Source organism: Anoxybacillus pushchinoensis (genome assembly GCF_900111795.1).
Classification (GTDB): Bacteria; Bacillota; Bacilli; order Bacillales; family Anoxybacillaceae; genus Anoxybacillus; species Anoxybacillus pushchinoensis.
The window spans coordinates 1-21,841 of record NZ_FOJQ01000032.1 but is presented as its reverse complement, the minus strand read 5'-3'; the positions used below and the strand labels follow the sequence as shown (position 1 = coordinate 21,841).

Here is a 21,841-nt window from a genome sequence, read left to right as displayed (position 1 = left end):
GTACCACACATTCAACTACCTAAACAAAGGAATGACAAGCTTGTTACCTCAATTATTAATCAAATTGCTTCAAATAACTAAGACCCAATATCAAATCATTATTTATTTGTTGGGAGCACTTCTCGGGAAGTCCCTCACAGACTGGGAGCGCAAACAGAACCCGACACCGTTTGCTAATCTCCCAACCGTTCCCGTACTTCCTTCTCTGTCATGTCGAGAATATGGGCAACGTCTGTTATACTCATTCCTTTTTCGACCATTTTTCGAATCGTTTCATTTTTCCCTTCTTCTCGACCTTGTTCTAATCCTTTTTTCAATCCTTCTTTCAATCCTTCTTGCCTTCCTTCTTCCCGACTGCCGCGAATGTTTGAGAGTTGATCAAGGAGCCATTTCAGCCGCATTTCGTACGCGTAACGGTTTTCAGGGTCGACGCTTAAGCTTTGCCATTCTTCTAGCGCTTCTAAAATGTCTTGTTCTGTCATGGCTATTCCCTCCAATTCACGAAACATCTCTTCATCCATTTTTTTCGTTCGTCCATCGACAGCCGACAACATCGTTAGCCATGGCCATTCCGGTGACTGTTTCACTTCTCTCCGATATTTCTTCCATTTTACCATAAATTGTGACAAGTCGAGTACATGAAATTGTTAAATCGAGGTATTACATAGAGCTGTGTTTTTCAAGTTAAAAATTTAATTTTTCACAAACATCACCTAACAGATTTCCCCCAAAACAAAAAAACCCGAGCTCTTTCATCGAACTCGGGTTTTGCGATGATTCCGACTGGGCTCGAACCAGCGACCTCCACCCTGTCAAGGTCAATCCAGCCGAAATCTTATGTATCAATAAGTGGCTCAACAAGTTTCAAATATAACCACTTCACATTTTATTTTATTAACTTTAATTATAGAATGGTCGTTAAAAAATGTAAAGTGGTTATATAGAATATTATATTTTTTTTACACAGCTGTTTCACATTTTAAAATAATCAATCCGCTTTTCGTATAGTTAATATGAGTAACTTTATACCGATAACCTGCAATATTATAAACATCATTTACTTTTATCTTTCTTGTATGCTCATTATGTTGAAGCGTAATCAAAATTTCAGTATCTGCTGTCCTAATTGCACCGCCATCAATTGTTATTTTTTCTTGCTCAACTATGCAAGGAAAATCGTCATATATCGGATCAGTAGTTTCATATATTTCTTCACCCCACGGTGTTGTACCGACAAGAATTTGCTCACCTTCTTTAATCTTAATGGAAATTGTATGGGTACATTTTCGCATGATGGCTTTGTTATATTGTCTCCCTTCCGTCACATCAGACACAATAAGATAGTTTTTTTCATTGTGTAGAATTAAATTTCCACGTTGAATGTTAGAAAGAGTATAAATATATTTATCCTCATAATCACCGATTTTTGCATTCTGTACAATACATTTTTTCTGTATATTGTCGATGATAACCGTTTCCCCGACTGTATCAAGAAAAAATTGAAAATCGGAATTATCTATTGTAAAAGGATTCATTTTTAAACCTCCTTTTGAAGTAACATCATCAGTCATATCATGTATATTTGGAAGTAACATCATAAAGTAAAGACCATGTAAAGACCTCTTATCTACGCAGGTAAAGAGGGAACGAATAACGCTCCCTCTTATGAATTAAACAACATAAATACATTACCCGTTTGCTTTTGTTCATCTGTTTTCATTTGACGGATTTTTCTTTCTAAACTGTCGATACGATTCATAAGGTTTTCATGAAAATCAGTAACGGTCATATCTTCATGTTTATAGTTTTTCATGAGTTGAACATTGTTGGCAATGCTTTCAAGAATGGAAAGTGCAGTTTTATAAATGTTTCGTTTTGCTGTTGCCGATTGAGGATTATATTCATCATGCGGATTAAGTCCATTTTCAGCAAGGTAAACAGCTAATTCGTTTTGATCTAAATCAATCCCTTTTGTTTCAAGCATAAGGCGTTGCAAATTCGTCATATTCATCATTTCCTTTCATTTTATTTTTATGGAATGGGTAATCATAGACAAAGCGAATTTATTTTTAATAGAAACGAGCAATATTTCATCTATGTTAAAAAAACGTTGATATATAGGCGTTTTTTGAATGTATAGTGAATGTGCGAAAAGTATTGAAATATCAACGTTTTTGGATGGTAGGGAATTAAAAGAAGTCGTCCGATTTTCAGCGACAAACGTTAAAGTCGTCCGAAATTGAAAATTTTTTTGTGGGTGTGTAAAATGACTTGCTACGGGCAAATTTTGGCAATTAGGGGTACTTTTTTATGCTTTTTCAATTGCCTGTATAATGTTTGTTATATGGGCGATTACTTCCTATAACATGCATTATGTTAACTAGAGCATATTTTTCCCTAATTTTTACCATATTTCATGTAATTTTTTACATTTTTAAGCCCATCTACACGCTATACGCCTAACCAGTCCAATTTTTGACTTATCCGCCTGCCCTCACTTATTTTTGGTAAGTGTGTCGTTTTTCGGGAAATATTTTTTATTTCCCCATTCATAACATGCGAGCGCAAGCGGATATATTACTGTCAAGTATTTTCCCTTGACACATCTACATTTTCATTAAACACAACATCTTGTGTCTTATTATCAACTCCACTACTATATGTAGTGTCATTTTCTTCCTTCAATCTCATTAACTCTTGCTGAACATCATGCACGTATGGATTCTGTTCAATCATCGTTTGCAAACTCAATCCGCCTACTTCACGCAACATTTTCATATTCTCAATAACTTCTTTATCGTTGCTTGGCAACTGATAACTAAACACAAGCCCTAACGAATCATACTCATCATCAGTAAACGTTACGCCTTTGTATTCTAATAACTTTCGTATCTTCTCAAAACGTTGCTCAATACCTTCTCTTATATATTGCTCATTCTGTCCTGCTTTCATTAATGCCATTTGATAGAGAATACGCACTGCTTCTGTACTCACATTTGAAATATCCGTACGCCCAACTGCAATCGCAGGCAAATGTGCTACTGTATATAAAGCATTCAACAATGTCTCATACAACGTATCAAATGCATTTGAATCAAACTTATTCGATACAAATTCAAATGTACTCCCATCATCAAGACACAATCCTGCTCCCACGACATCAACAGGCAATCCTTCACCTTTTAATTGTTGTCCTGTCACAACTGGAATACCTGTAATAAACTTATAATATGCATCAGTTGCTTTTGAAATTAAATCTTCAAGTGAATCCAAAATACTTATCCAGTTCTCTAATTCACTTTTACCTTCATTCTCATTTACTTCATTTGTTGTTTTATAAATGATCGGCAATCCACTTAAATTCGCATATCTTCCTGTCATTCTTAATTGACCGCCTTTGTTGTTATATGTTTCGACAACATCATCACTATAAACAACATAATAATCAATGCCATCCACCATATACGCTTGAATAAATGCAATCATTTCATTATCGTGATTATAAATCGGATACCCTTCACTTGCATCAATTAGCTTTGATTTAATCGTATTCTTATCCATATACACATACTCATATACTTGACCATATTTGAGCATCGACCCAAGAATACGATAATTCAATCGGTCATATTTCCCTTGTTTATTTACTTTTTGATATTCTTTTGCAATTCTTTCCTTACCTGTTATTGTGATAGGATTTTGCAATAAAAATGATACTTGAAAGTTTAATAACGTCAACGCATGATTCAAAACAATCTTTCTTGGTACATACTCCTTACCTGCAAACTTCTCATTGGGCTTTTGAAGAATCTTATGTTTTCCATCAAGATAATCTTTTAAATTTAACACATTCATTACACGTTGTTGATTCGTTACACTCTGCACTTCCTCAATAAACCAGTCCGAACGCCCTTCGTGATATTCCTTTATGTACTGTTCAAGATTCATTACTATTCCCCCTTTAAAGAAAATAAAAAATGACTCCCCAAAATTAAGGAGTCATCAAATATCAACATAATATTTAGCTTGTTTCATTGCTTGCACACATAATGCCATCGACATCACCATATCATCATGATAATTATTTCCTTTTTTGTTACCCATCTTTCCTTTGTTATCTTCTTGATAAATTTTCATTTCCTCAAGCGTACGTACACATTCAATATTGATATAACCAAGTTCAAACGCCTGTTTTAAATCTTCTATAATTATTGGTTTGGTAATTCTTGTTGTAGTGAAACCTCTTTGCATTTTACGCTTTCCACGCTGGTCAAAAATCTTTTCTTTCATTAAGTTTTGAAAGCCATGATCTTTAAAAAGTTTCTCAATAAATGGCAATCCTACGTTATTTCTTTCGACTGCTGTGAAAGCGTAATTATAGAATCTTAAAAGCGAATTTGCTATTTCAGCCATCTTGTAAACTGGAATGTCATTTGAATACCAACTTGCAACCTGTTGACCATCAGCGTCTAAAATATTAATTGCCGTATAATCGTTAGTACCTCCAGCCCCCGATGCCACGTCTACACCTGCATAGTGACGTACTTTTGGCTTTGGAAGATGATAAATAAAAAGATTTTTATTGATATACGGTTTTAAAACATCGGGCAATATGTCATAAACTTCTTTTGTTTCTAAAGGCGGTATCACATATTGCAAACGTTCAATAATTTTTGCGGTGTCGAATACTGACTTATTGCTTTCCGCAAATGCAATATCTGGAGTAGTCGGAAATTCCCTGTTAAATTTTTCCAAACTATTTGTTTGTATGTAATATCTACGAAACATCAACTGCCGATATGTAGCACCGTATTTATCACGGAGAATCTTTTCATCATGTTCAAGGTCATCATATGTCATTCTGCGCCCATTATTATTTGCTTTAAACCATGCTTCGCTTTCATCGAATGTATGGCGGAATTGCTTCTCATATGCTTTAGAAAGCCATGAATAGAAGTGGCTGCGCCAAACACTTTCTTTGTCACGATGCGCTTTCATGAACATTTCTTGATAGGTGTTATAGCCGTATGCTGTGGACTCAATAATGATTGCACTAGATTCATTTTTTGCAAGCGCAGGAATACATGTTGCAATTATTTCTTCTTGCACATCGGCAGGGTATTTAGCCATTTCAGAAAGGTGTATGATTTGGAAGGTATTTCCACTTATACTATCTTCACCGTTTGCAGTAGAGATAATGACCCTGCTTCCATTCTGTAAATACAGTTCGTCCCTGTTATTTAGTAATGTTTTCGGAAACAAATCTGGGTACTTCTCATGAGGAAGGTTTTTATACATCTTCTTCAATTTAACAAAAAGCGATTTACTGACGCTTGAATGATGAGTCATGATAATATAGTTAGTGTCGGGCTTGGTACATGCACTATACAACATATAGGCAAGAGATAGGGTAGTAAATCCTATTTGCATTTACCTTCACATAGGTTCGCTACGCCTATGCCGTTCTCAAAGGAACTACTCTACATTGCTGTAGAGATGAGACCATATCTTCTACCTAAAAAGGTAGCCCCCCGTTTCGAGTACCAATCGCTTGTACCCTACGAGCAAATGCTCTGGTCGTTACACCTTCCGTATTTCTACGGCTTGGCTCGGTATTGTCCATGTAGGAGTTTCACCGAGTTAGAGGGGTTTAAGTATGCCATCACTGACATACTGCGCCATCATTAACGCCCTTTTAAAATGATATTGTATTTTGACATTTCATTCATAAATTGTTCTTGTTCAGGATTCAACACGAATGAGACAAGTTCATTATTATTGTCGATTATCTTAATGAAATTGCGTGAGAACAATTTAAAATCGTTCATGATAATCTGTAATTTCTGCTCTTTCGTTAATTTTTTAGCCAATCTAATCACCTCCTACAAAAACAAAAAAAACAAGGTATCAATTTTGATACCCTGCTTAAAACAGACAATATGTCGGTTTTAAATCTCTAAATCATCCTCTTCTTGCACTTCTTCATGTTTTGTTTGTGTCCGATTCATCGCTTTTTGAAGTTGTGCCATATCTTTATGAATTTGTAAAAACATTCTTACTGCCTTTTCATCACCTTGTTTTGCCTTCTCCGAAACAATATCATACACAGTTTCAAGGTCTCGTTGCATTTTGCCCTTCATATACAACATATACAATTCAAAATACTCATCCGTTTGTTCCCAATTGTGAAAGACGGTAAATGAACGTCGATCTGCCCACTGTAAAAACTCTTCGTCTGTCATATTTAAAATATGTGCATTTTTAGCTGTCCGTATTTGAAATTTTCTCATGAAGTACGCTCGTTTGCGCCAATCAATTTTTTCAAGTGCTTTGTGTATGCCTTGATTTCTCATTTTATATCATCTCCCTTATTTTTTTGATTAAAAGAAAATGGACTAGCGTTTTGCTAGCCCATCAATCTAATTCATCAAGAAAACTTAAATCATCGTCATCTTCAACAATATACGTTTTTCGCTTTTTATCTATTTCATCAAGCCACGCACTCAATTTACTTTGTCGTTCTTGACGTTCTTTTTCTGATTGTTCCTGCTCTTTTTCTTCTTTTTCCCATTCTTCAGCAACGATAGCCGCAATGTCAATGACTTCACGCTTTCTTTTTTGTTCTGCTTCTCTTTTTGCTCTTTCCGCCATTTTCACATATTCATTTTCAACTTTTTTCGCAACAACTTTCACCGTTTCATTTTCTTGTGTCGGAAAAAATTCATTCACAACTGTATCTTTAATAGAGCGTATTTTATCACTTGTCAACATTTCCCCTGTTTTCACATGCTCAATGTACAGTTCCCATCCTCTTTGAATCATGTCTGGACGATCATCATACACAAATTTACCACCTATTAAGTTCCCCGTCTGGAATCCTTCAATTTCTCCGTATCCTTCAAGATGTTCCTCATAATACGAATAGAAAATACAATCAACCTCATTCACATCAATTGAATCAATATTCTTTTCATCAACCGCAACAATATCGCCATTCTTCAATCGCACTGCATTTGTCATTTGTTTAAGCATTTCTTGTTCTGCTTTACGTTTTTCATCTTTTACTTTCTCTTGTGCTTCCTTCATTAACGATTCAACAATGTATTTACCTTTTTCATTTTTACTAATTGCATTGATTCTTGCTTCTGCCTGCTTCTTTAATTTCTCGTCATTTGTTGTGAGATAAATGTAAAAATCATTAGCAGTTAATTGTGAACCTTTTACATACCAATTATGTTCTCGTTGCTCTTGCTCATTAGCTGTATTTGTAGTATCATTTTCTTGTACAATTTGAACGGTTTCTTTAGATGATGTTGTCACTTGTTTGGCAACATCTTTTTCTTTTTGTTCGACTTTTTGAATATAGTATCTATTCTTCTCTTGTTTTTTCTGATTGCTTCGTATTTCTTCATCTGTGTATTCTCCGATTTCTTTATAAATAATCCCACGTTTACAAACATCTTCAATCATTTCAATAGCCGTCTTTCTCGAAACACCAAGCACACTTGCCCAGTCATTATAAGACGCTTTAAAACCATTTAATTTTTGGTAACGTGCTACACAGAAATAAATATAGCAATCAGTTACATTTTTAAATGAACGGAATTTTTCGTATGAAATGCCTTCAAATCCTGTTGTTTCAATTTCTCTAAATGTAATATATAAAGCAGTGTTATTTTTAAATTGATCGGTTTCAAATGAAATAATACCTTTTTGTTTTAGATTCAATAAGCAATTCATAATGATTTTTTTATTGCTGGATTCTTTGTTGCTAAAAGAAATATTTAATGTCTGATGAATTAAATCAATACTAGTTAATACATATTCCTCATATGTTCTGTTTGTGTAAAGATAGCAATAAATATAAAACTCATCTTGTGATAATTTATATTGTGAAGAATAATCAGCAAATGAATTATAACATTTGATAAACATATACAATTTCCCCTTTCTTGATTAATTAATTATTGAATAACTAATTTTGAATAACTACTTACTTAAAACTAAACAGAAAACTTACTCAACTATCCTTCTATGTAAGTAAGTTTTCTTTGTATTTATAGTATTCTATGTATTACAGTGTAAATTTCGTCATTTTTTTGCCGAAAATTACACCACCCCTAGTGTAAATATCGGCAAAATTTTTCCGATTTTTACACCACCCTAGTGTAATTTTGGGAAAAATTTTTCCGTTTTTTACACTAGTGTATTTTCCGTCACTTTTTTGCCCGATTTTACACTAGCATGATATTCTTTGATCGCTTGATTAAGTTCATCCGTTACAGAAAAAAGATAGAATTTTTTCAGTGTTCTGTCTGCATATGCTTTTGTAATGTATTCAATATTCTTTTCATATCGTAAAAAATCAGCCAATCGTTTGTCATAGCAAAAGAAATAATTTTTAGCCATTTTTGATTACCTCCTATTTAAATTTAAATAAGGCGAACAAAAATTGTCCGCCTCAATGGTATGTATAAGATACAAAGTTTCTTTTCGTATAAGCTAATGAAATAATCCGTTCTCTTTCGGGTAACTGTATGTATGTTTCATGATTTGCTCTTTCACATTTCTTTATTAACTTAAATTGTTCTGCTGGAAGCCCTATTTCAAAATCAAAAAACGGTTGAATTGCATCAAACTTAATGTCTGATTGCAAACAACCGTTTTCATCAATTGATATTTTTTCATAGAGTCCATATTTTTTAATTAGATCGTAAAAATATTTCATATCTCTTTGTTTAAGAATATCAATTAATTCAGTATATCCTAGTTCTTCAAGCCAATTAGTATGAATAGGTCTAAAATAATCAGAATAGAACCCCTTAAATCCTGTGTCAATTGCAAGCAAAATTTCTTTACCATCTGTTGTTTTTGGTAATGAAATATCGTATATACTCATGATTAACATCAACGTTGACATCGAATATTTTGACGTGTAATTTTCGCATGAAATATTATGTACTATATTTAAGTTAGCGCAAAGTGGATTATGTTCATCATTTTTAGTTCGTTTACTGATATGGTTGTCGAAACAACGACTTTTTAGAAATGCCATATCTACACCAATTGTTTTATTTTCTGTTTTTTCGTGACGATAGAAGTTTTTAAAATTGTAAAAATAGTTTATATTCCATTTGTTAGTAATAACCTTTAATAAGCTACATGAAATAGCACTATCCACATCATCACCAAGAATTAAATCATATTTTTTATGAGTTTCATTAATAAAATTCGGGAATTTCTCTCTCAATTCTTTTTTCATATAGTACAGTGAAAGAAAGAGAATACTCCCGCAACTCCTGTATATTTAAAATAAAATTTTCGTCAACGTCATGACGAATATAAAAAGCACTCCTTTTACTCATAAAAACAAACGAGCAAAAGGAGTGCGGTCATGACGTATTCTTAATATCTTTCTTCACTTTTTCACCTCCACTTTCTTTTTTGATTAAAATATGTGTTTTATTTTTGGTCTATATAGCGTCTATATAGTTCTACTTTCTCTTTCTTCATTCCACATTCGCCCCTCTCGTATCTCGAAAGAAGAGATTGCGAGCATTGTAGTACTTGTGCCAGTTCTTTTTGTGAAATTCCTTTTTTGCGTCTTTTAAGTAAATACTCATCACGCAATTTGATGTTCATTTCCTTCACCTCCAATCAAAAATATGAGTAAATTTTTTATAAAAAAAGAGGATACAAGCAAAATGCAAGTATCCCCTTTTTGGCTCTTATGTATTTAATTAAGCAACTGTAACAACTGCAACGGCTTTCGGGCTAGCAACTTTCAATGTTGCTTCAGCAATTACTTGCCCTTTTACGCTGTCACCCGTTTTTGCAAGTGGCTCGAATGCTGGCTCACGCAAATATACAAGATTTAAATATGCATCGTTAAATACAACCATTTTATCTGCTGGTACATGTTTAGAAAGAATTAAATTCAATGTGCCGTAATTTGTTTCAATACTATCAACAACTAAACCGAAATTAGTAGTTATATGTTGATAAGAATAACGATCTTTATAGATTGCGTCAATTTGCTCTTTAATATCAGCGTTCACAAGCGCATAATATTGACCTTCCGCAAGGTCTTGATTCCACAAATTGCGCATTACTCGTTTCACATCATCTTCTTTAACTGTACCTTTTACATTGACTGCGTTTGTCGGATCTGCAAATGCAACTAATCCTGCCATTTGGCGTTTATATGGAGCAGTAGAGCCGTCATTTTTAGTTCCGTTGATTAGTTTTTTCTCTAAATTAATTTTTAGTTCAAGTAAACGATCATTAATTTCACTTGCGAATTGATTAGATTGCATAGCGATAGCAGTACCCGAAATGCTCACGCCTTTTTTGAAGATTTCAAGCACATTGTTGAGTTCTCTGCGTCCGCTTTCAGTAAATACAGTTGTATCTTCGCCCTCAACTGCTGAAATATCTTCATCATGAACAAGTGAACGTTCACGCCATGTGAAAATAGGAGATGTTGCTTTTTCAACTTTTCCCTTCGCAAGAAGTAAAGATGTTAAAGGTGTATATTCTACCCCAACAACCGCAATTTCTTTTGAAAGATTTACTAATTCAGCATTTGTGAAATTTGTAGATTTAAACATATTACATCATCCTCCATTAATTTTAATTTTTATTATTGAAATAATTTTGATAATTTAACTGCGATCATGCCAGCCACATTTTTTTCTTTTTCATACTTTGAATATTCATCTGTTTTGGCATAATCGGCAGGAATATAGCCAGTTTGGATTTTGATTTCATTTACGATAGTAGTTAGCTTTTTCACAACATCTTTTAATTCATCTTCATTAGATACTTTTACGATATCAGCAAACTTTTCTAAACCATTTTCTTTAAGTGTTAATTGTACTTGTTTTTGAAATAATTCTTGTTCCTTTTCAGCCATCTTTTGCGCTTTTTCTGCTTCTTGTGAAAGCATTTGCTCCATTTTCTCCATCTGTGCAACTAGTTCAAGATATGTTTTCATATCTACCGTTTGTTGTTGCTCTTGTTGTTGAGTTTGCTCTTGTTGTTGTTGCTCTTGAGTTGTTTCAGTTTGAGTAACTTTTTCATCAGACATAATATCTACCTCCATTTTTATTTATTGAATTGAATTTTTACCGAATCTCTAACAAGAATCGGCTTGTTGTTGTATAACCCTCGAAACTCGAAAATAATTTCTTGTTTGTCATCGGGGAGTACATAATCATAAAAATAGACACCAATATCTTCTTTATTGGTGTCATCTAATGTTATCTGTTCAATTTGTTGTTTATTAGCGTCATAAATCGTCAACTTCACATCGGCAGGAATAATTGATTGCCCATCGAACGTGCGAAAATGACATCGAAACCGTACTGTATCGCCTGCAAGTACCATCATATCACCTCCACATAGGAAGGATTTTCGATTGTGTATGTATTAGATAAATTTTCTTCATGATGAGCATATGCATATATTCTTAATATTTCTTTTTTCGTTTGACATGAAATATTCGAAACAATCGGCTTTATGTACGATGAAATATTTCTATCTTCATTTTTTGTAAGCGTTTGTTTTTGCTTTATAAGTGTTTCAAAATGAACATGTGATATAAAACTATTCACTGATACAAATTCACGTCTATGGCGAGATATGAGCGTCTGAATGTGCTTTGCGTATGAAGCAACCTCTCTACTCTCTTTTTTCGCTTGTGTTTGCAGTTGTACAGAAGATGAAATATGCTTTGCGTATGATATAGCTTCCCGACTTTCCTTTTTTGATTGTGTGCTTCTATTTGTATTAGAAACTATATTTTTTATATATGAAATGACTTCAATATACATAAAAAATCACCGCCTATTGTTGCGGTACTTGAATTTTAATGCTCAATGTAAGTTCATCCTGCGCAGTTTCAAACGTGAAAGGTGTAAATGTTTCTTCTGTCATGATTCTATTTTTCGTGTCTAATACTTGAATTTTTGTAACTGTTGAAGAAAGGGAAACATCAGCACCCGAAACAGTTAATGAAATTTCAAGCACTCGATTCGATTCAATTTCAACTGTTTCAAAAATCTCTTCTCCCCAAGGCGTTTTACCTATTTTAATTTGTTGTGTTCCTTTCGTATGTGCCCATCTTGCTTTTGTGCCATCAATATTTGTAGTGAATACTTGAGCATTAGAAGCATTTAACAATACAATTTTCTTCCAATTTGCTACGATATGCTCACGAATAGAAACATATCCGTTTGTGTGAATTTCAGCCATTATTTAGCTACCTCCAATTTCTCAATTTTTTGTTCAATACGCTCGATTGCTTCAACTATTCTTTGCTGTGCTTCATTTTGTTTTTCAATTTGTTGTATTAATTTTTCTTCACGCTGTTTGGATTCTTTTCTTGTATCATGAAGCAACCAAACGAAAAGGACTGCGAATACGCCATTGCTTACAAATTGCTCTAATGGAATAGATGAAATGTCCAATGTCAATGCCCCCCTTTCATGAAAAATTAAAAAATATGAGTAAAAAAGAGATAAAAAAAGAGTGAGCATTTAGCTCACTCTCAAGAAAATGGAGGCGAAAAAGTGAAAACAAGAATTAATTAATAAAGATTCTCGTATTGTTGAAGTATAAAGAAGGGAGATACCCTTCATTCGTTGTCGATTGAATCGGCAACCAATGAAAAATACCTCTCTCATATATAATGACTTTTTTTATTAAATGCACCATTTACCCTTCACTAATAATGACTTTTTTTATTAAAAGGGTACAATTCAATATTTACCCCCTCATAAATAAGGACATTTTTTATTAAATACATGTAAATTTTCATCATTTTACACACATGAAATTTTATAGTATCCATAATATTGCTTTTTTACGGAAAATTTTTCGCGATTTTTCCTTAAATTATCCTCTCATCTTTATATATTTCCCTTACACCTTAAAATTTACCGATTTTTATTCTTTTTAATTTATGACAATTTTGTGAACAATTTAAAACGGTTATTTTATTATAATTTATTTTATACTGTTCATAATATAGCTATTTTACAGAGTTTTTTTCCCGTATTCTTTACGATTTTTTTCGAAAATCCGTGCATTTTTCTAACTAGCATACACTTCATACATTTCTATCAATGTACTTTCGTATTCACGATCAAGAGTACCTTTTACAATTCCCCAGTAGTAGCCAAATATATTCCGCACTTTACGCCCCTGTTTAATGTTTCTGATTAATTGCTTCATTGCGTCAACACCCAATGAAATACGATCATCTAGCGAATAATAAGTATGATAATACGTTTGAATAGTGATTATCTTCCAAAATTCTTCAATAGCTTTTGCATCATTAAAGAAACATCTCACAAAGTCACGAAACTCGGCAGGTACTCTATTGCTTGTATATGAAGCGTCAAGTTTATTTTCTTTTTGCACGTTTTCATTACGTTTATTTATATGATTGTTAGTTTCTAAAAGATTATTAGTTTTATATGCTCCGTCAATTTTCGCACTTTCTGCTACGTCAATTGTAGACGAATCAGAAACAATTTGTGACTGGTAACGTTGAAATACATATACATTATGCGCCTGCTTGCCGTTTTCTTTTGTTGTGTTATGTACAATCAAAAGACCGAATTTCTTCGCTTTTCGCAACATACGCTCAAATGTAGAACGTGAAATTTCTTGACCTGCTACATGACATGCTGAAACAAGCGTTTGAATTTTCGCATTGCAAACGCCAGCGACTTTTGCGGAGTATCTAATTAGACGTTTGAGTGCAATAAGTTCACTTTTTGTGAATTTTTGTTTTAAGTCAATCATCCATTGCTCAATATGATTATTAAAATCTTTTATGTCACGAAACTGTGATAAATGCTTAAATTGCTCAATGTTACCGCTTCTCATTGTCTGCCCTCCTATCGAATGTATGTTCGATAGGATAAACATATTGAAATAAGCATACATCTTGCATGTTTTTAAAAAATATTGTATGCTTTAAGTAATCGAATTGTTTTTCAATATGTCTATCCTAACTGGGAGTGATGTTGGCGCATCGCTCCCACTTTTTTGTTTTGTTACTGTGCGAATGATAATGCTTCAAAAGCTTGTTGCGCATCTTGAAGTGCTTGCTCTTGAAATGATGTATCTTTTCCTTCCCTTTTCGCTTGTTCAATATCTTTTCGCATCTGTTGAATGTGAGAATATAGCGCAACTTTAATACTGACTAATTCGGTTTCAGTAAGTTTTAGTGTTTTCATTTACGCTACCGCCTTTCTTTTGATTCTTGCTTCAAACCCTGCATAAAGCGGACAATCGGGCATATCAGAACAAAATGTATTGATCGTTTGCTCATATGTGATACGATGATATTGTGAGCCAGCAAACACTTCGATAATGAATGAATCGTCTAGTTTAACAAACTCCCCGATCTCTGTTTGTAAAAATGCTTGCCCTTTCTCGATGATGAGTGTGCCGAGTGTGTATTGTTCAAGAAATGCGTCTATTTTGCGTGTAGTGTATTTAATGCTTTCAGAAAGAATATTCATATTTGATTACCTCCTAAATATCGAGATTGTTTAACGGATTATATTTGTCATTTTGCTCACGCAAGTCATTCCCCCACATCGCTACATATTTCATTGTGACGCTGATATTTTGGTGACGCATGAGTTTCTGAATTGCAAATGCCGACATACCCGACATGGCTAATCTGTGACAAAATGTGTGCCGAAACGTATGAGACGATAGACGTACATCTTTAAAATTCATGATTTTCGCTAGACGCTTAAAAACATTCTGTACTGCGTTCGGTGTAAGTTGCTTATTGTATCTATTTGTGAATACATACTCACTTAAATTTTCAGCACCGAAATATTGCTCACAATACAACTTATAAGATGATAATTCTTTAACCAATTTTTCAGTTATTGGAATCGTTTCACGTTTACGACTTTTGCCGAAAACGGTAATAGTTTGATTGACAAAATCAACATCTGTCCATTTTAAAGAACATAATTCACTTAATCTTAAACCTGTGCCAAGTAAAGTAACGATGATCGAATAATCACGATAAGCATAGAACGCTTTTTCTCTTTGTTTAATTCGTCTATAATAATTCAGCATTTGCTTAATGTGATAGTCAGAAAAAACGTCAATTTTAATATCTTCTTTTGCTCGTTGAATTTTATCCGCTGGATTTTTATTAATTACTTCAATTTCAATCATGTAATTGAAAAACGCTTTGATTCGTTGGAGTTTCGTATTTGTGGTGGTGGAGTTGTTTCCTATATTTTGACAATGAAGCAAATATTTCTTGATCGTATTCGATGTAACGTCTTGAACATTTAATATTTCATTTTCATTACAAAAATTTAGAAAATGATCCAAAATGTTTTTATAACTCTCGATAGTTTTAGGAGTAACATTTTTAAATTTCCTATCATCACAAAAATCTTGAATTGCAAATTTAAGCAACAAAAAAACCACCTCACATTCTCTGTGAAGTGGTTTTACCGTATTGTAGCAAGTTTCGCTACGACCACAACATTTTTTAATGTTGCGAATGTTGAGCGAACCCTTGATACAATTATTTGCGATGATTCCGACTGGGCTCGAACCAGCGACCTCCACCCTGTCAAGGTGGCGCTCTCCCAGCTGAGCTACGGAATCGTATGTTGTTGTGTTATCGAACACATTTTTCATTATACTCACCTCCGCCCACATTGTCAAACACTTTTTTAAAAAAATTTTTTCGTCATGACGTCTTTCGTCTATTTTTTCTTTTCTGTAAAAATATATATTGCCTTTTCTAAAAAAGACATGATATGATAATTAGAAAAACATTCGAAAGGGATGGTGAGCTATGAGACGTGTCACATTAACTGACATCTTCCTTCACCCCATCACTCAAAAATATTTGAAACGTTCAGGCGTCGCGCACGCCATCGCTACCGCATACCACGCATATCGCCTCGCCTTGCTTTATGGAGTGAACGTCGATTTAGCGACAAAAGCTGCTTTGCTTCACGATATCGGTCATTATGAATGGTACTCAAACGGAACGTGGGACTATGAAACATATAAACAAAACGACATTCATGCGATTAAAGGGGCAGAGCGAGCGCATAAGTTGCTTATTCGACTCGGCGAACACCCTCAACATGCGAAAGAAATTGCCCTCGCCATTTTGCTTCACACCGATTCGTACCTTCCAGAAGGAGAATTAAAACGAAAGCCGCTCCAAACGATCGTGAAGCTCGCTGATGAAGCGGATGAGGAACCGGGCGGTAAACATCATTATCGCCAAATCGATGACAAACTCGCCTTGAAAAAAATTCAACAACTTGATCGCATGGTCGAACAGCAAATGAAGCGTGACGCGCTCGACCAAATTAGCTAAGGCTAGGCGATGTGCCTAGCCTATACATATGATAACGCCTGTTCCACATCAGCAAGCAAATCATCGGTCGCCTCTAATCCAACACTTAAGCGCAACAAGCCGTCCGTAATGCCGCGGCGATGGCGCTCCGCTTTCGGCATCGCTGCGTGCGACATTTTCGCCGGATACGACAAAATCGACTCGACCGCTCCTAAACTGACCGCAAATACCGGAATGTGCGCATGTTTGACAAACGTCCGCACCGCTTGTTCATCTTCCAATTCAAACGACAGCACCGCACCAAATCCGCGCGCTTGATCGCGATGAATATCGTGTCCTTCATGAAAAGAAAGCCCAGGATAATATACGTGCGCGACTTTCGGATGATGATGGAGAAACTGCGCCAGCTGCAACGCCGAACGTGAAGCATAATCTAACCGAACGTGAAGCGTTTTTAACCCGCGCAACACGAGCCACGCATCTTGCACGCCAAGCACTGCCCCGAACGAATATTGCAGTTTGCGCAGCTCTCTCGCCAAGCGCGCATCTTTTACAACCGCCAGCCCGGCTACAACGTCGCTATGGCCAGCTAAAAATTTCGTCGCGCTATGCAAAACGACATCGACACCGAGATCAAGCGGACGCTGCAACAAAGGGGTCGCAAACGTATTATCTAAAAACGTCAAACAACCGTGCGCTTTCGCAAGCTTCACAACACCGCGAATATCCGTAATTTTCAAAAGCGGATTCGATGGCGTTTCCATATAAATGACTTTCGTGTTCGGGCGAATGTGACGCGCTACCGCATCTAAATCGGTCATATCAACAAACGTATGTTCGATGCCAAATCGGCTCAATACGTCCGTGATGATGCGATACGTTCCACCATACACATCATCGGTAATTAATACGTGATCACCTTTCGACAACAATAAAAATGCCGTTGAAATGGCAGCCATGCCGGAAGCGAACGCAAAACCGCTCACTCCACCTTCTAATTCCGCAATCGTCTCCTCCAACGCCTCGCGTGTCGGGTTGCCAGAACGGCTATAATCGTACTTGCCAAACGTATCAAAGTCAAACTGATGAAACGTCGATGCATGATGAATCGGGACGCTAACTGCCCCTGTTTGCGCATCAATTCGCCATTTATTATGAACAAGTTGCGTTTGTAAATCCATCCTTTTACACCTCTTTCATGCGTTGAAACGCTTGAGTTAAATCGGCAATTAAATCGTCCGCATGTTCAATGCCGACCGAAAAACGCAACAAACGATTACACACCCCGTTTGCGATGCGAACATCCTCTGGAATATCCATATGCGTTTGCGTCGCTGGATACGTAATAAAACTTTCGACACCTCCTAAACTTTCCGCAAATGTAATGAGCTTTAAACTTCGCAAAAAAGCATTCACCCACTTTTCATCGCGCACGCGAAACGACAACATTCCTCCTCTTCCCGGATACAATACGTCCGTCACATCTTCATGTTCGACTAAAAATTTATATATCGCCTTTGCGTTTTGTTCGTGCTGGCGCATGCGCAGCGCAAGCGTCTTCATGCCGCGAATTAACAGCCATGAATCAAACGGTGATAACACCGCCCCGATCGCGTTATGATACATCGCGAGTTGCTCGCACAGCTCTTTTCCTTTGGCGACAATGAGCCCGGCTAGCACGTCGTTATGACCGCCTAAATATTTCGTTGCGCTATGAACGACGATATCAGCTCCTTTTGTGAGCGGCTTTTGCAGTACAGGGGTGTAAAACGTATTATCGACGATAAGAAGCAGCCCATGTTGTTTCGCAAACGCCGCGACCGCTTCGATGTCCGCTTCTTGCATTAAAGGATTCGTTGGCGTCTCTAAAAAAATCGCTTTTGTTTTTTCAGTCACATATACCTTTACCGCATCAACATCGCGAAAATCGACGTATGTAAACGTCATGCCGCATTTGCGCCATCCTTTTTCAAATAACCGATACGTTCCGCCATATAAGTCGGCCGAAACGAGGAAATGATCGCCGCTTTCAAACAGCGCAAACACCGTTTGAATCGCTGCCATACCTGAACTACAAGCGAAACCTTGATCTCCTTCTTCTAGCTGTGCAATCGCTTCTTCGACAATATGCCTTGTTGGGTTGCCGGTTCGAATGTAATCGTACCCTGTCGATTGTCCGATTCCTTCATGACGATACGCCGTTGAAAAATATACTGGCGGATTGACCGTCCCCGTCGCTGTCTCGCTTCGATTTCCAATTTGCGCTAACCGTGTTTCGATATGACTCATTCGCTCTCTTCCTTTCTAAAAAAATAAAAGCCTTCAAAGAAGAAGGCTTTTTTGTCCATAGACAATCGCTTCTTCTTATCTTCCGAATTGAACGCCAATTCGCTGGATTTAGCACCTGACCGTTTTCGGCTGGTTGCTGAAGCTTCATCGGGCCAGTCCCTCCGCTTCTCTCGATAAGAACGCAAAACAATATCGAATTTTCTGATTTTAAATTAATGTACATCATTTACAACAAAATTGCAACTGTTTTTTATTCCCCTTTCAACAACAAACAGCATGCATCCCATCAAAGATATGGCACATATATTTGCACTTCACATGTAAAAATAGACAAATCAAATCGATATATGGTAAAGTGGGGGCAAAAGTGAAGGAGGAATATAATGACTGCTTTATTTCTCGCGCATGGATCACCGATGTTAGCTATTGAAGATAGCGCATATGCATCGTTTTTAACCACTTTCGGTAAACGCATAGATGCAAAAGCAATCGTTTTATTTACTGCACATTGGACGACGCGTCAACCGACCGTTTCATCGATTGACGGAACGTATGAAATGATTTATGATTTTTCCGGTTTTCCACGTGAATTGTATGAAGTAACTTATGCTGCACAAGGTTCAGTCGAATGGGCAAAACGCGTCCAACATCATCTGAAGCACGTCTCCCCCATCGTCAATATCGACGAGAGGCGTGGACTTGACCACGGCTCATGGGTATTGTTAAGCCGACTATTTCCAGAGGCAAACGTTCCAATTATTCAGGCATCTGTCGTTCCTTCGTGGACACCAAAGCAATTGTTTCAACTCGGAGAGGCACTCCGCCCGTTGCGTGACGAAGGTGTCATGATCATCGGCAGTGGTGGCACAGTGCATAATTTAATGGCGCTTCGTTGGGAAGAACGAACAAAAGTAGATTCTTGGGCTGTCGCCTTTGATGATTGGTTGCTTGCCCAGTCATCTGCCCATAGTGAAGATGTGTTTCACTATGAAGAAAAAGCCCCTTATGCTAAACAAGCCGTCCCGACTCAAGAACATTTAGCTCCGTACTGGATTGCTTACGGAGCCGGCAATCGCTCGCCACATGTTTTGTTCCGAGAATATGAGTACGGAAACTTAAGCCTTTTAGCTGTATCATTTTAATGGAGGGTTTCGGATGTGGGACGAGTTTAAGAAATTCGCTATACGAGGCAACGTCATCGACTTAGCTGTCGGAGTGGTTATTGGTGGGGCATTTGGAAAAATTGTTTCTTCCCTCGTCAATGACATTATTATGCCCCTTGTCGGTCTCATTTTAGGGGGAATTGATTTCAGCAAGTTATCTTGGAAAGTCGGAGAAGCAGAAGTGAAATATGGGGCTTTTATTCAAACTGTCGTTGACTTTTTTCTCATCGCCTTTTCCATTTTTATATTTATTAAGCTGTTAAACAACTTGCACGAACGAATGAAAAAACAAGAAGAGACGAAACAAACCGCACCAACGATTACAAAAGAACAACAACTGCTCACAGAAATTCGCGATTTATTGAAACGACAAAAAGAAATGTCGTAAAGGGCTGTCCGAAAAGTCGCATGTCATCCTATCAAGAGCTTATTGGACAATACAAATAAGAGACTTGAGGCATCGCCCCAAGTCTCTTATCGTTCCGCCGCAAGGGCATCTGCTTTTGTCGGATGCACCGTTCCAGCTGGGTGTTGTGGTGGGGCATAAATCGAGTATAGTTTAAGTGGAACGTTGCCCGTGTTAATCAAGTTATGCCACGTTCCCGCTGGCACGAAAATAGCCGATCCGTCCGCTACCTTTCTTTCAAACGTGAGCTGATCTTTCTTTTTTCCCATGCGCACAATGCCTTCTCCTTGTTCGATACGTAAAAATTGGTCGAGATGATTGTGAATTTCTAATCCAATATCTTCTCCAACTTGAAGGCTCATTAACGTCACTTGCAAATGCGGCCCTGTCCATAGCGCCGTACGAAACATATTGTTTTGTTTCGTCGCTTCTTCTATTTGAACAACAAATGGATTCGGCCCGTAATCTTTCGCGGTTGCTCGCGGAAGCGGATACCCCATCATCGGATATGGATACATCGGCACATACATATAGCTCGGATAGTAATAATACACATTCCCACCTCTTTCAATATCATCAATCGCTATGTTATGCGCCGTGCTTGAACAACGTCCCCTATGTCAAAAACAATTTATACTGCTTTCACCCATTGAAATGAACGATATCTCCAATATAACAATACCGCGCGCGCAATCATGACCGCCGCCGCAGCAATGGCGAGAAATACTGCAAAATAAATGTTTAAAATCGTATTGGATACCCCGACGGCCGCCACTTCATGTAAACCTAATTGCGAGATAAATAACGTATCAACAAATCCGACTGCACTTTTCAAAAAGTTTTCAATGATAATCAGAAATGCTAAAACGACAATCGTCTTTCCGTGCGACATGAACTGCTTAAACAAACAGATCGCCACCAATCCGAAAACATATTGCACCTTTTGTATTATAAATAATTGGTACATAACAAGAAATACGACGAACGAAGAAATGGACATATACTACTTTTTGTAACTTCAAAAATTAAATTTTCAACCTAAAAAACGGTTCATCCTCCCACTTTTTCACTCCATTTGTCATAAAAATTTTCCGCAAAATTCAGTTTTCTACTTTTGCATTTCCCTTATTTCCCGATTTTAATCAAATTGTCCCCTATATTCTAAGAAAGGATGATCTGTATGCAATACCTCGATTTAAAAATGGATTTCATGTTTAAACAACTGTTCGGCCACCCAAGCAGAAAGTCAATCACCATGGCGTTTTTAAATGCGTTGCTACATCGGACTGGAGATGATCGCATCATCGACGTACAGTTTGAAAACACCGAACTAACGAAAGAAACAGAAGACGGTAAGACTGGACGGTTAGATGTCATCGTTCGCACAAACCGCGGCGAGCGCATTCACGTTGAAATTCAAATCATCCCACAATACGGTATGCCCGAACGGCTATTGTATTACTGGGCAAGGTTGTTTTCATCTTCACTATCGAAAGGAGAACGGTACGACATTCTCCCTCCAACGATTATGATCGCCATCTTAAATTATCCCCTTTTCCCACATGAAACAGATCGCTTCCATACCGTTTTTCACATTCGTGAAGACGAAGAACA

30 protein-coding genes, 1 tRNA gene, 1 pseudogene and 1 riboswitch are annotated in these 21,841 nt (G+C 36.6%); of the genes and pseudogenes, 5 read left to right on the top strand and 27 right to left on the bottom strand.

Translation table 11 applies throughout. The features are described 5' to 3' along the window. Positions 1-31: 31 nt before the first annotated feature. Positions 32-136, top strand: a pseudogene (locus BM213_RS15300) (transposase); the annotation flags it as partial. A gap of 37 nt (positions 137-173) precedes the next feature. On the opposite strand, the gene BM213_RS09540 reads toward BM213_RS15300, so the two are convergent. From BM213_RS09540 to BM213_RS09435, 23 genes are all read right to left on the bottom strand, one after another. Then, positions 174-587, bottom strand: a complete 414-nt coding sequence (locus tag BM213_RS09540) for an Rpn family recombination-promoting nuclease/putative transposase (RefSeq protein WP_244149243.1) — start codon at positions 585-587, stop codon at positions 174-176. Between the two features lie 372 nt (positions 588-959). Continuing rightward, positions 960-1,535: an Ig domain-containing protein gene (locus tag BM213_RS09535; RefSeq protein ID WP_091703454.1), complete on the bottom strand. Its 576-nt coding sequence runs from the start codon at positions 1,533-1,535 to the stop codon at positions 960-962. Between the two features lie 128 nt (positions 1,536-1,663). After that, positions 1,664-2,005, bottom strand: a complete 342-nt coding sequence (locus BM213_RS09530) for a hypothetical protein (RefSeq protein WP_091703451.1) — start codon at positions 2,003-2,005, stop codon at positions 1,664-1,666. 578 nt (positions 2,006-2,583) lie between these two features. Next, positions 2,584-3,948: a phage portal protein gene (locus tag BM213_RS09525; RefSeq protein ID WP_091703448.1), complete on the bottom strand. Its 1,365-nt coding sequence runs from the start codon at positions 3,946-3,948 to the stop codon at positions 2,584-2,586. A gap of 54 nt (positions 3,949-4,002) precedes the next feature. Beyond that, on the bottom strand, positions 4,003-5,262 hold the full coding sequence (locus tag BM213_RS09520) for a terminase large subunit (RefSeq protein WP_244149242.1): 1,260 nt from the start codon (positions 5,260-5,262) through the stop codon (positions 4,003-4,005). A 422-nt stretch (positions 5,263-5,684) separates the two neighbouring features. Then, positions 5,685-5,870 carry a hypothetical protein gene (locus tag BM213_RS09515; RefSeq protein WP_091703446.1) on the bottom strand — a complete coding sequence of 62 codons (186 nt, stop codon included), beginning with the start codon at positions 5,868-5,870 and terminating at the stop codon, positions 5,685-5,687. Between the two features lie 78 nt (positions 5,871-5,948). Beyond that, complete coding sequence (locus BM213_RS09510; RefSeq protein WP_143091191.1) at positions 5,949-6,290, bottom strand: hypothetical protein; 342 nt, start codon at positions 6,288-6,290, stop codon at positions 5,949-5,951. A gap of 124 nt (positions 6,291-6,414) precedes the next feature. Then, positions 6,415-7,935 carry a hypothetical protein gene (locus tag BM213_RS09505; RefSeq protein WP_091703440.1) on the bottom strand — a complete coding sequence of 507 codons (1,521 nt, stop codon included), beginning with the start codon at positions 7,933-7,935 and terminating at the stop codon, positions 6,415-6,417. Positions 7,936-8,196: 261 nt separating this feature from the next. Then, positions 8,197-8,409 (bottom strand): hypothetical protein, encoded by a 213-nt coding sequence (locus tag BM213_RS09500; RefSeq protein ID WP_064214073.1) that lies wholly within the window; start codon positions 8,407-8,409, stop codon positions 8,197-8,199. Positions 8,410-8,461: 52 nt separating this feature from the next. Continuing rightward, complete coding sequence (locus BM213_RS09495) at positions 8,462-9,262, bottom strand: hypothetical protein (RefSeq protein ID WP_091703438.1); 801 nt, start codon at positions 9,260-9,262, stop codon at positions 8,462-8,464. A 200-nt stretch (positions 9,263-9,462) separates the two neighbouring features. Beyond that, positions 9,463-9,642, bottom strand: coding sequence for a helix-turn-helix domain-containing protein (locus BM213_RS09490; RefSeq protein WP_091703435.1), 180 nt, complete (start codon positions 9,640-9,642; stop codon positions 9,463-9,465). A 98-nt stretch (positions 9,643-9,740) separates the two neighbouring features. Continuing rightward, positions 9,741-10,610, bottom strand: coding sequence for an SU10 major capsid protein (locus BM213_RS09485; RefSeq protein ID WP_091703432.1), 870 nt, complete (start codon positions 10,608-10,610; stop codon positions 9,741-9,743). 32 nt (positions 10,611-10,642) lie between these two features. Continuing rightward, on the bottom strand, positions 10,643-11,089 hold the full coding sequence (locus tag BM213_RS09480) for a hypothetical protein (protein ID WP_244149241.1): 447 nt from the start codon (positions 11,087-11,089) through the stop codon (positions 10,643-10,645). A gap of 17 nt (positions 11,090-11,106) precedes the next feature. Beyond that, complete coding sequence (locus tag BM213_RS09475; RefSeq protein ID WP_091703429.1) at positions 11,107-11,388, bottom strand: hypothetical protein; 282 nt, start codon at positions 11,386-11,388, stop codon at positions 11,107-11,109. Beyond that, on the bottom strand, positions 11,388-11,834 hold the full coding sequence (locus tag BM213_RS09470) for a hypothetical protein (protein ID WP_091703426.1): 447 nt from the start codon (positions 11,832-11,834) through the stop codon (positions 11,388-11,390). Before BM213_RS09470 ends, BM213_RS09475 begins: the two co-directional genes overlap by 1 nt. A gap of 13 nt (positions 11,835-11,847) precedes the next feature. Beyond that, a complete protein-coding gene (locus tag BM213_RS09465) occupies positions 11,848-12,255 on the bottom strand; it encodes a hypothetical protein (RefSeq protein ID WP_091703423.1) in 408 nt (135 codons plus the stop codon). Continuing rightward, a complete protein-coding gene (locus BM213_RS09460; protein ID WP_091703420.1) occupies positions 12,255-12,470 on the bottom strand; it encodes a BhlA/UviB family holin-like peptide in 216 nt (71 codons plus the stop codon). Before BM213_RS09460 ends, BM213_RS09465 begins: the two co-directional genes overlap by 1 nt. 115 nt (positions 12,471-12,585) lie before the next feature. After that, positions 12,586-12,714 (bottom strand): hypothetical protein, encoded by a 129-nt coding sequence (locus tag BM213_RS15165; protein WP_279625322.1) that lies wholly within the window; start codon positions 12,712-12,714, stop codon positions 12,586-12,588. Positions 12,715-13,095: 381 nt separating this feature from the next. Further along, positions 13,096-13,896, bottom strand: a complete 801-nt coding sequence (locus BM213_RS09455; RefSeq protein WP_091703417.1) for a hypothetical protein — start codon at positions 13,894-13,896, stop codon at positions 13,096-13,098. A 170-nt stretch (positions 13,897-14,066) separates the two neighbouring features. Next, entirely contained in the window at positions 14,067-14,249 is a 183-nt protein-coding gene (locus tag BM213_RS09450) for a hypothetical protein (protein ID WP_091703415.1), read from the bottom strand. Further along, positions 14,250-14,537 (bottom strand): hypothetical protein, encoded by a 288-nt coding sequence (locus BM213_RS09445; RefSeq protein ID WP_091703413.1) that lies wholly within the window; start codon positions 14,535-14,537, stop codon positions 14,250-14,252. A 13-nt stretch (positions 14,538-14,550) separates the two neighbouring features. Then, complete coding sequence (locus tag BM213_RS09440) at positions 14,551-15,468, bottom strand: tyrosine-type recombinase/integrase (RefSeq protein ID WP_208601900.1); 918 nt, start codon at positions 15,466-15,468, stop codon at positions 14,551-14,553. 119 nt (positions 15,469-15,587) lie between these two features. Further along, positions 15,588-15,660, bottom strand: a tRNA-Val gene (locus BM213_RS09435). 193 nt (positions 15,661-15,853) lie between these two features. On the opposite strand from BM213_RS09435, the gene BM213_RS09430 reads away from it, so the two are divergent. Further along, entirely contained in the window at positions 15,854-16,390 is a 537-nt protein-coding gene (locus BM213_RS09430; protein WP_064213882.1) for an HD domain-containing protein, read from the top strand. A 20-nt stretch (positions 16,391-16,410) separates the two neighbouring features. Here the strand turns inward: BM213_RS09430 and metC are convergent, their stop codons facing one another. Then, positions 16,411-17,550 carry a cystathionine beta-lyase gene (metC, locus tag BM213_RS09425; protein ID WP_091703407.1) on the bottom strand — a complete coding sequence of 380 codons (1,140 nt, stop codon included), beginning with the start codon at positions 17,548-17,550 and terminating at the stop codon, positions 16,411-16,413. A 4-nt stretch (positions 17,551-17,554) separates the two neighbouring features. Continuing rightward, the gene (locus BM213_RS09420) at positions 17,555-18,658 is read right to left on the bottom strand and encodes a methionine biosynthesis PLP-dependent protein (protein WP_091703404.1); all 1,104 of its coding nucleotides are present in this window, start codon (positions 18,656-18,658) and stop codon (positions 17,555-17,557) included. Positions 18,659-18,730: 72 nt separating this feature from the next. Continuing rightward, a riboswitch (SAM riboswitch) is annotated at positions 18,731-18,838 on the bottom strand. Between the two features lie 203 nt (positions 18,839-19,041). Between BM213_RS09420 and BM213_RS09415 the strand changes: the two genes are divergently transcribed. Together BM213_RS09415 and mscL are read left to right on the top strand one after the other, a co-directional pair. Further along, positions 19,042-19,800, top strand: coding sequence for a DODA-type extradiol aromatic ring-opening family dioxygenase (locus tag BM213_RS09415; RefSeq protein WP_042536251.1), 759 nt, complete (start codon positions 19,042-19,044; stop codon positions 19,798-19,800). A 13-nt stretch (positions 19,801-19,813) separates the two neighbouring features. After that, positions 19,814-20,209: a large conductance mechanosensitive channel protein MscL gene (gene mscL / locus BM213_RS09410; RefSeq protein ID WP_042536249.1), complete on the top strand. Its 396-nt coding sequence runs from the start codon at positions 19,814-19,816 to the stop codon at positions 20,207-20,209. A gap of 86 nt (positions 20,210-20,295) precedes the next feature. Here the strand turns inward: mscL and BM213_RS09405 are convergent, their stop codons facing one another. Continuing rightward, positions 20,296-20,781 carry a cupin domain-containing protein gene (locus tag BM213_RS09405; RefSeq protein ID WP_091703402.1) on the bottom strand — a complete coding sequence of 162 codons (486 nt, stop codon included), beginning with the start codon at positions 20,779-20,781 and terminating at the stop codon, positions 20,296-20,298. A gap of 77 nt (positions 20,782-20,858) precedes the next feature. Then, positions 20,859-21,134 (bottom strand): MATE family efflux transporter, encoded by a 276-nt coding sequence (locus BM213_RS09400; RefSeq protein WP_244149240.1) that lies wholly within the window; start codon positions 21,132-21,134, stop codon positions 20,859-20,861. A gap of 273 nt (positions 21,135-21,407) precedes the next feature. Between BM213_RS09400 and BM213_RS09395 the strand changes: the two genes are divergently transcribed. Next, positions 21,408-21,841, top strand: a 434-nt coding sequence (locus BM213_RS09395; RefSeq protein ID WP_143091190.1) for an Rpn family recombination-promoting nuclease/putative transposase, incomplete at its 3' end; no start/stop codon positions are given.

Excerpts from the sequence above, each read along its gene's own strand:
- BM213_RS09455 (WP_091703417.1), bottom strand. The coding sequence starts at position 13,896 with ATGAGAAGCGGTAACATTGAGCAATTTAAGCATTTATCACAGTTTCGT.
- BM213_RS09500 (WP_064214073.1), bottom strand. The coding sequence starts at position 8,409 with ATGGCTAAAAATTATTTCTTTTGCTATGACAAACGATTGGCTGATTTT.
- BM213_RS09465 (WP_091703423.1), bottom strand. The coding sequence starts at position 12,255 with ATGGCTGAAATTCACACAAACGGATATGTTTCTATTCGTGAGCATATC.
- metC (WP_091703407.1), bottom strand. The coding sequence starts at position 17,550 with ATGGATTTACAAACGCAACTTGTTCATAATAAATGGCGAATTGATGCG.
- BM213_RS09495 (WP_091703438.1), bottom strand. The coding sequence starts at position 9,262 with ATGAAAAAAGAATTGAGAGAGAAATTCCCGAATTTTATTAATGAAACT.
- mscL (WP_042536249.1), top strand. The coding sequence starts at position 19,814 with ATGTGGGACGAGTTTAAGAAATTCGCTATACGAGGCAACGTCATCGAC.
- BM213_RS09420 (WP_091703404.1), bottom strand. The coding sequence starts at position 18,658 with ATGAGTCATATCGAAACACGGTTAGCGCAAATTGGAAATCGAAGCGAG.
- BM213_RS09530 (WP_091703451.1), bottom strand. The coding sequence starts at position 2,005 with ATGACGAATTTGCAACGCCTTATGCTTGAAACAAAAGGGATTGATTTA.
- BM213_RS09510 (WP_143091191.1), bottom strand. The coding sequence starts at position 6,290 with ATGAGAAAATTTCAAATACGGACAGCTAAAAATGCACATATTTTAAAT.
- BM213_RS09450 (WP_091703415.1), bottom strand. The coding sequence starts at position 14,249 with ATGAAAACACTAAAACTTACTGAAACCGAATTAGTCAGTATTAAAGTT.
- BM213_RS09525 (WP_091703448.1), bottom strand. The coding sequence starts at position 3,948 with ATGAATCTTGAACAGTACATAAAGGAATATCACGAAGGGCGTTCGGAC.
- BM213_RS09470 (WP_091703426.1), bottom strand. The coding sequence starts at position 11,834 with ATGTATATTGAAGTCATTTCATATATAAAAAATATAGTTTCTAATACA.
- BM213_RS09475 (WP_091703429.1), bottom strand. The coding sequence starts at position 11,388 with ATGGTACTTGCAGGCGATACAGTACGGTTTCGATGTCATTTTCGCACG.
- BM213_RS09485 (WP_091703432.1), bottom strand. The coding sequence starts at position 10,610 with ATGTTTAAATCTACAAATTTCACAAATGCTGAATTAGTAAATCTTTCA.
- BM213_RS09445 (WP_091703413.1), bottom strand. The coding sequence starts at position 14,537 with ATGAATATTCTTTCTGAAAGCATTAAATACACTACACGCAAAATAGAC.
- BM213_RS09490 (WP_091703435.1), bottom strand. The coding sequence starts at position 9,642 with ATGAACATCAAATTGCGTGATGAGTATTTACTTAAAAGACGCAAAAAA.
- BM213_RS09535 (WP_091703454.1), bottom strand. The coding sequence starts at position 1,535 with ATGAATCCTTTTACAATAGATAATTCCGATTTTCAATTTTTTCTTGAT.
- BM213_RS09480 (WP_244149241.1), bottom strand. The coding sequence starts at position 11,089 with ATGTCTGATGAAAAAGTTACTCAAACTGAAACAACTCAAGAGCAACAA.
- BM213_RS09415 (WP_042536251.1), top strand. The coding sequence starts at position 19,042 with ATGACTGCTTTATTTCTCGCGCATGGATCACCGATGTTAGCTATTGAA.
- BM213_RS09430 (WP_064213882.1), top strand. The coding sequence starts at position 15,854 with ATGAGACGTGTCACATTAACTGACATCTTCCTTCACCCCATCACTCAA.
- BM213_RS09505 (WP_091703440.1), bottom strand. The coding sequence starts at position 7,935 with ATGTTTATCAAATGTTATAATTCATTTGCTGATTATTCTTCACAATAT.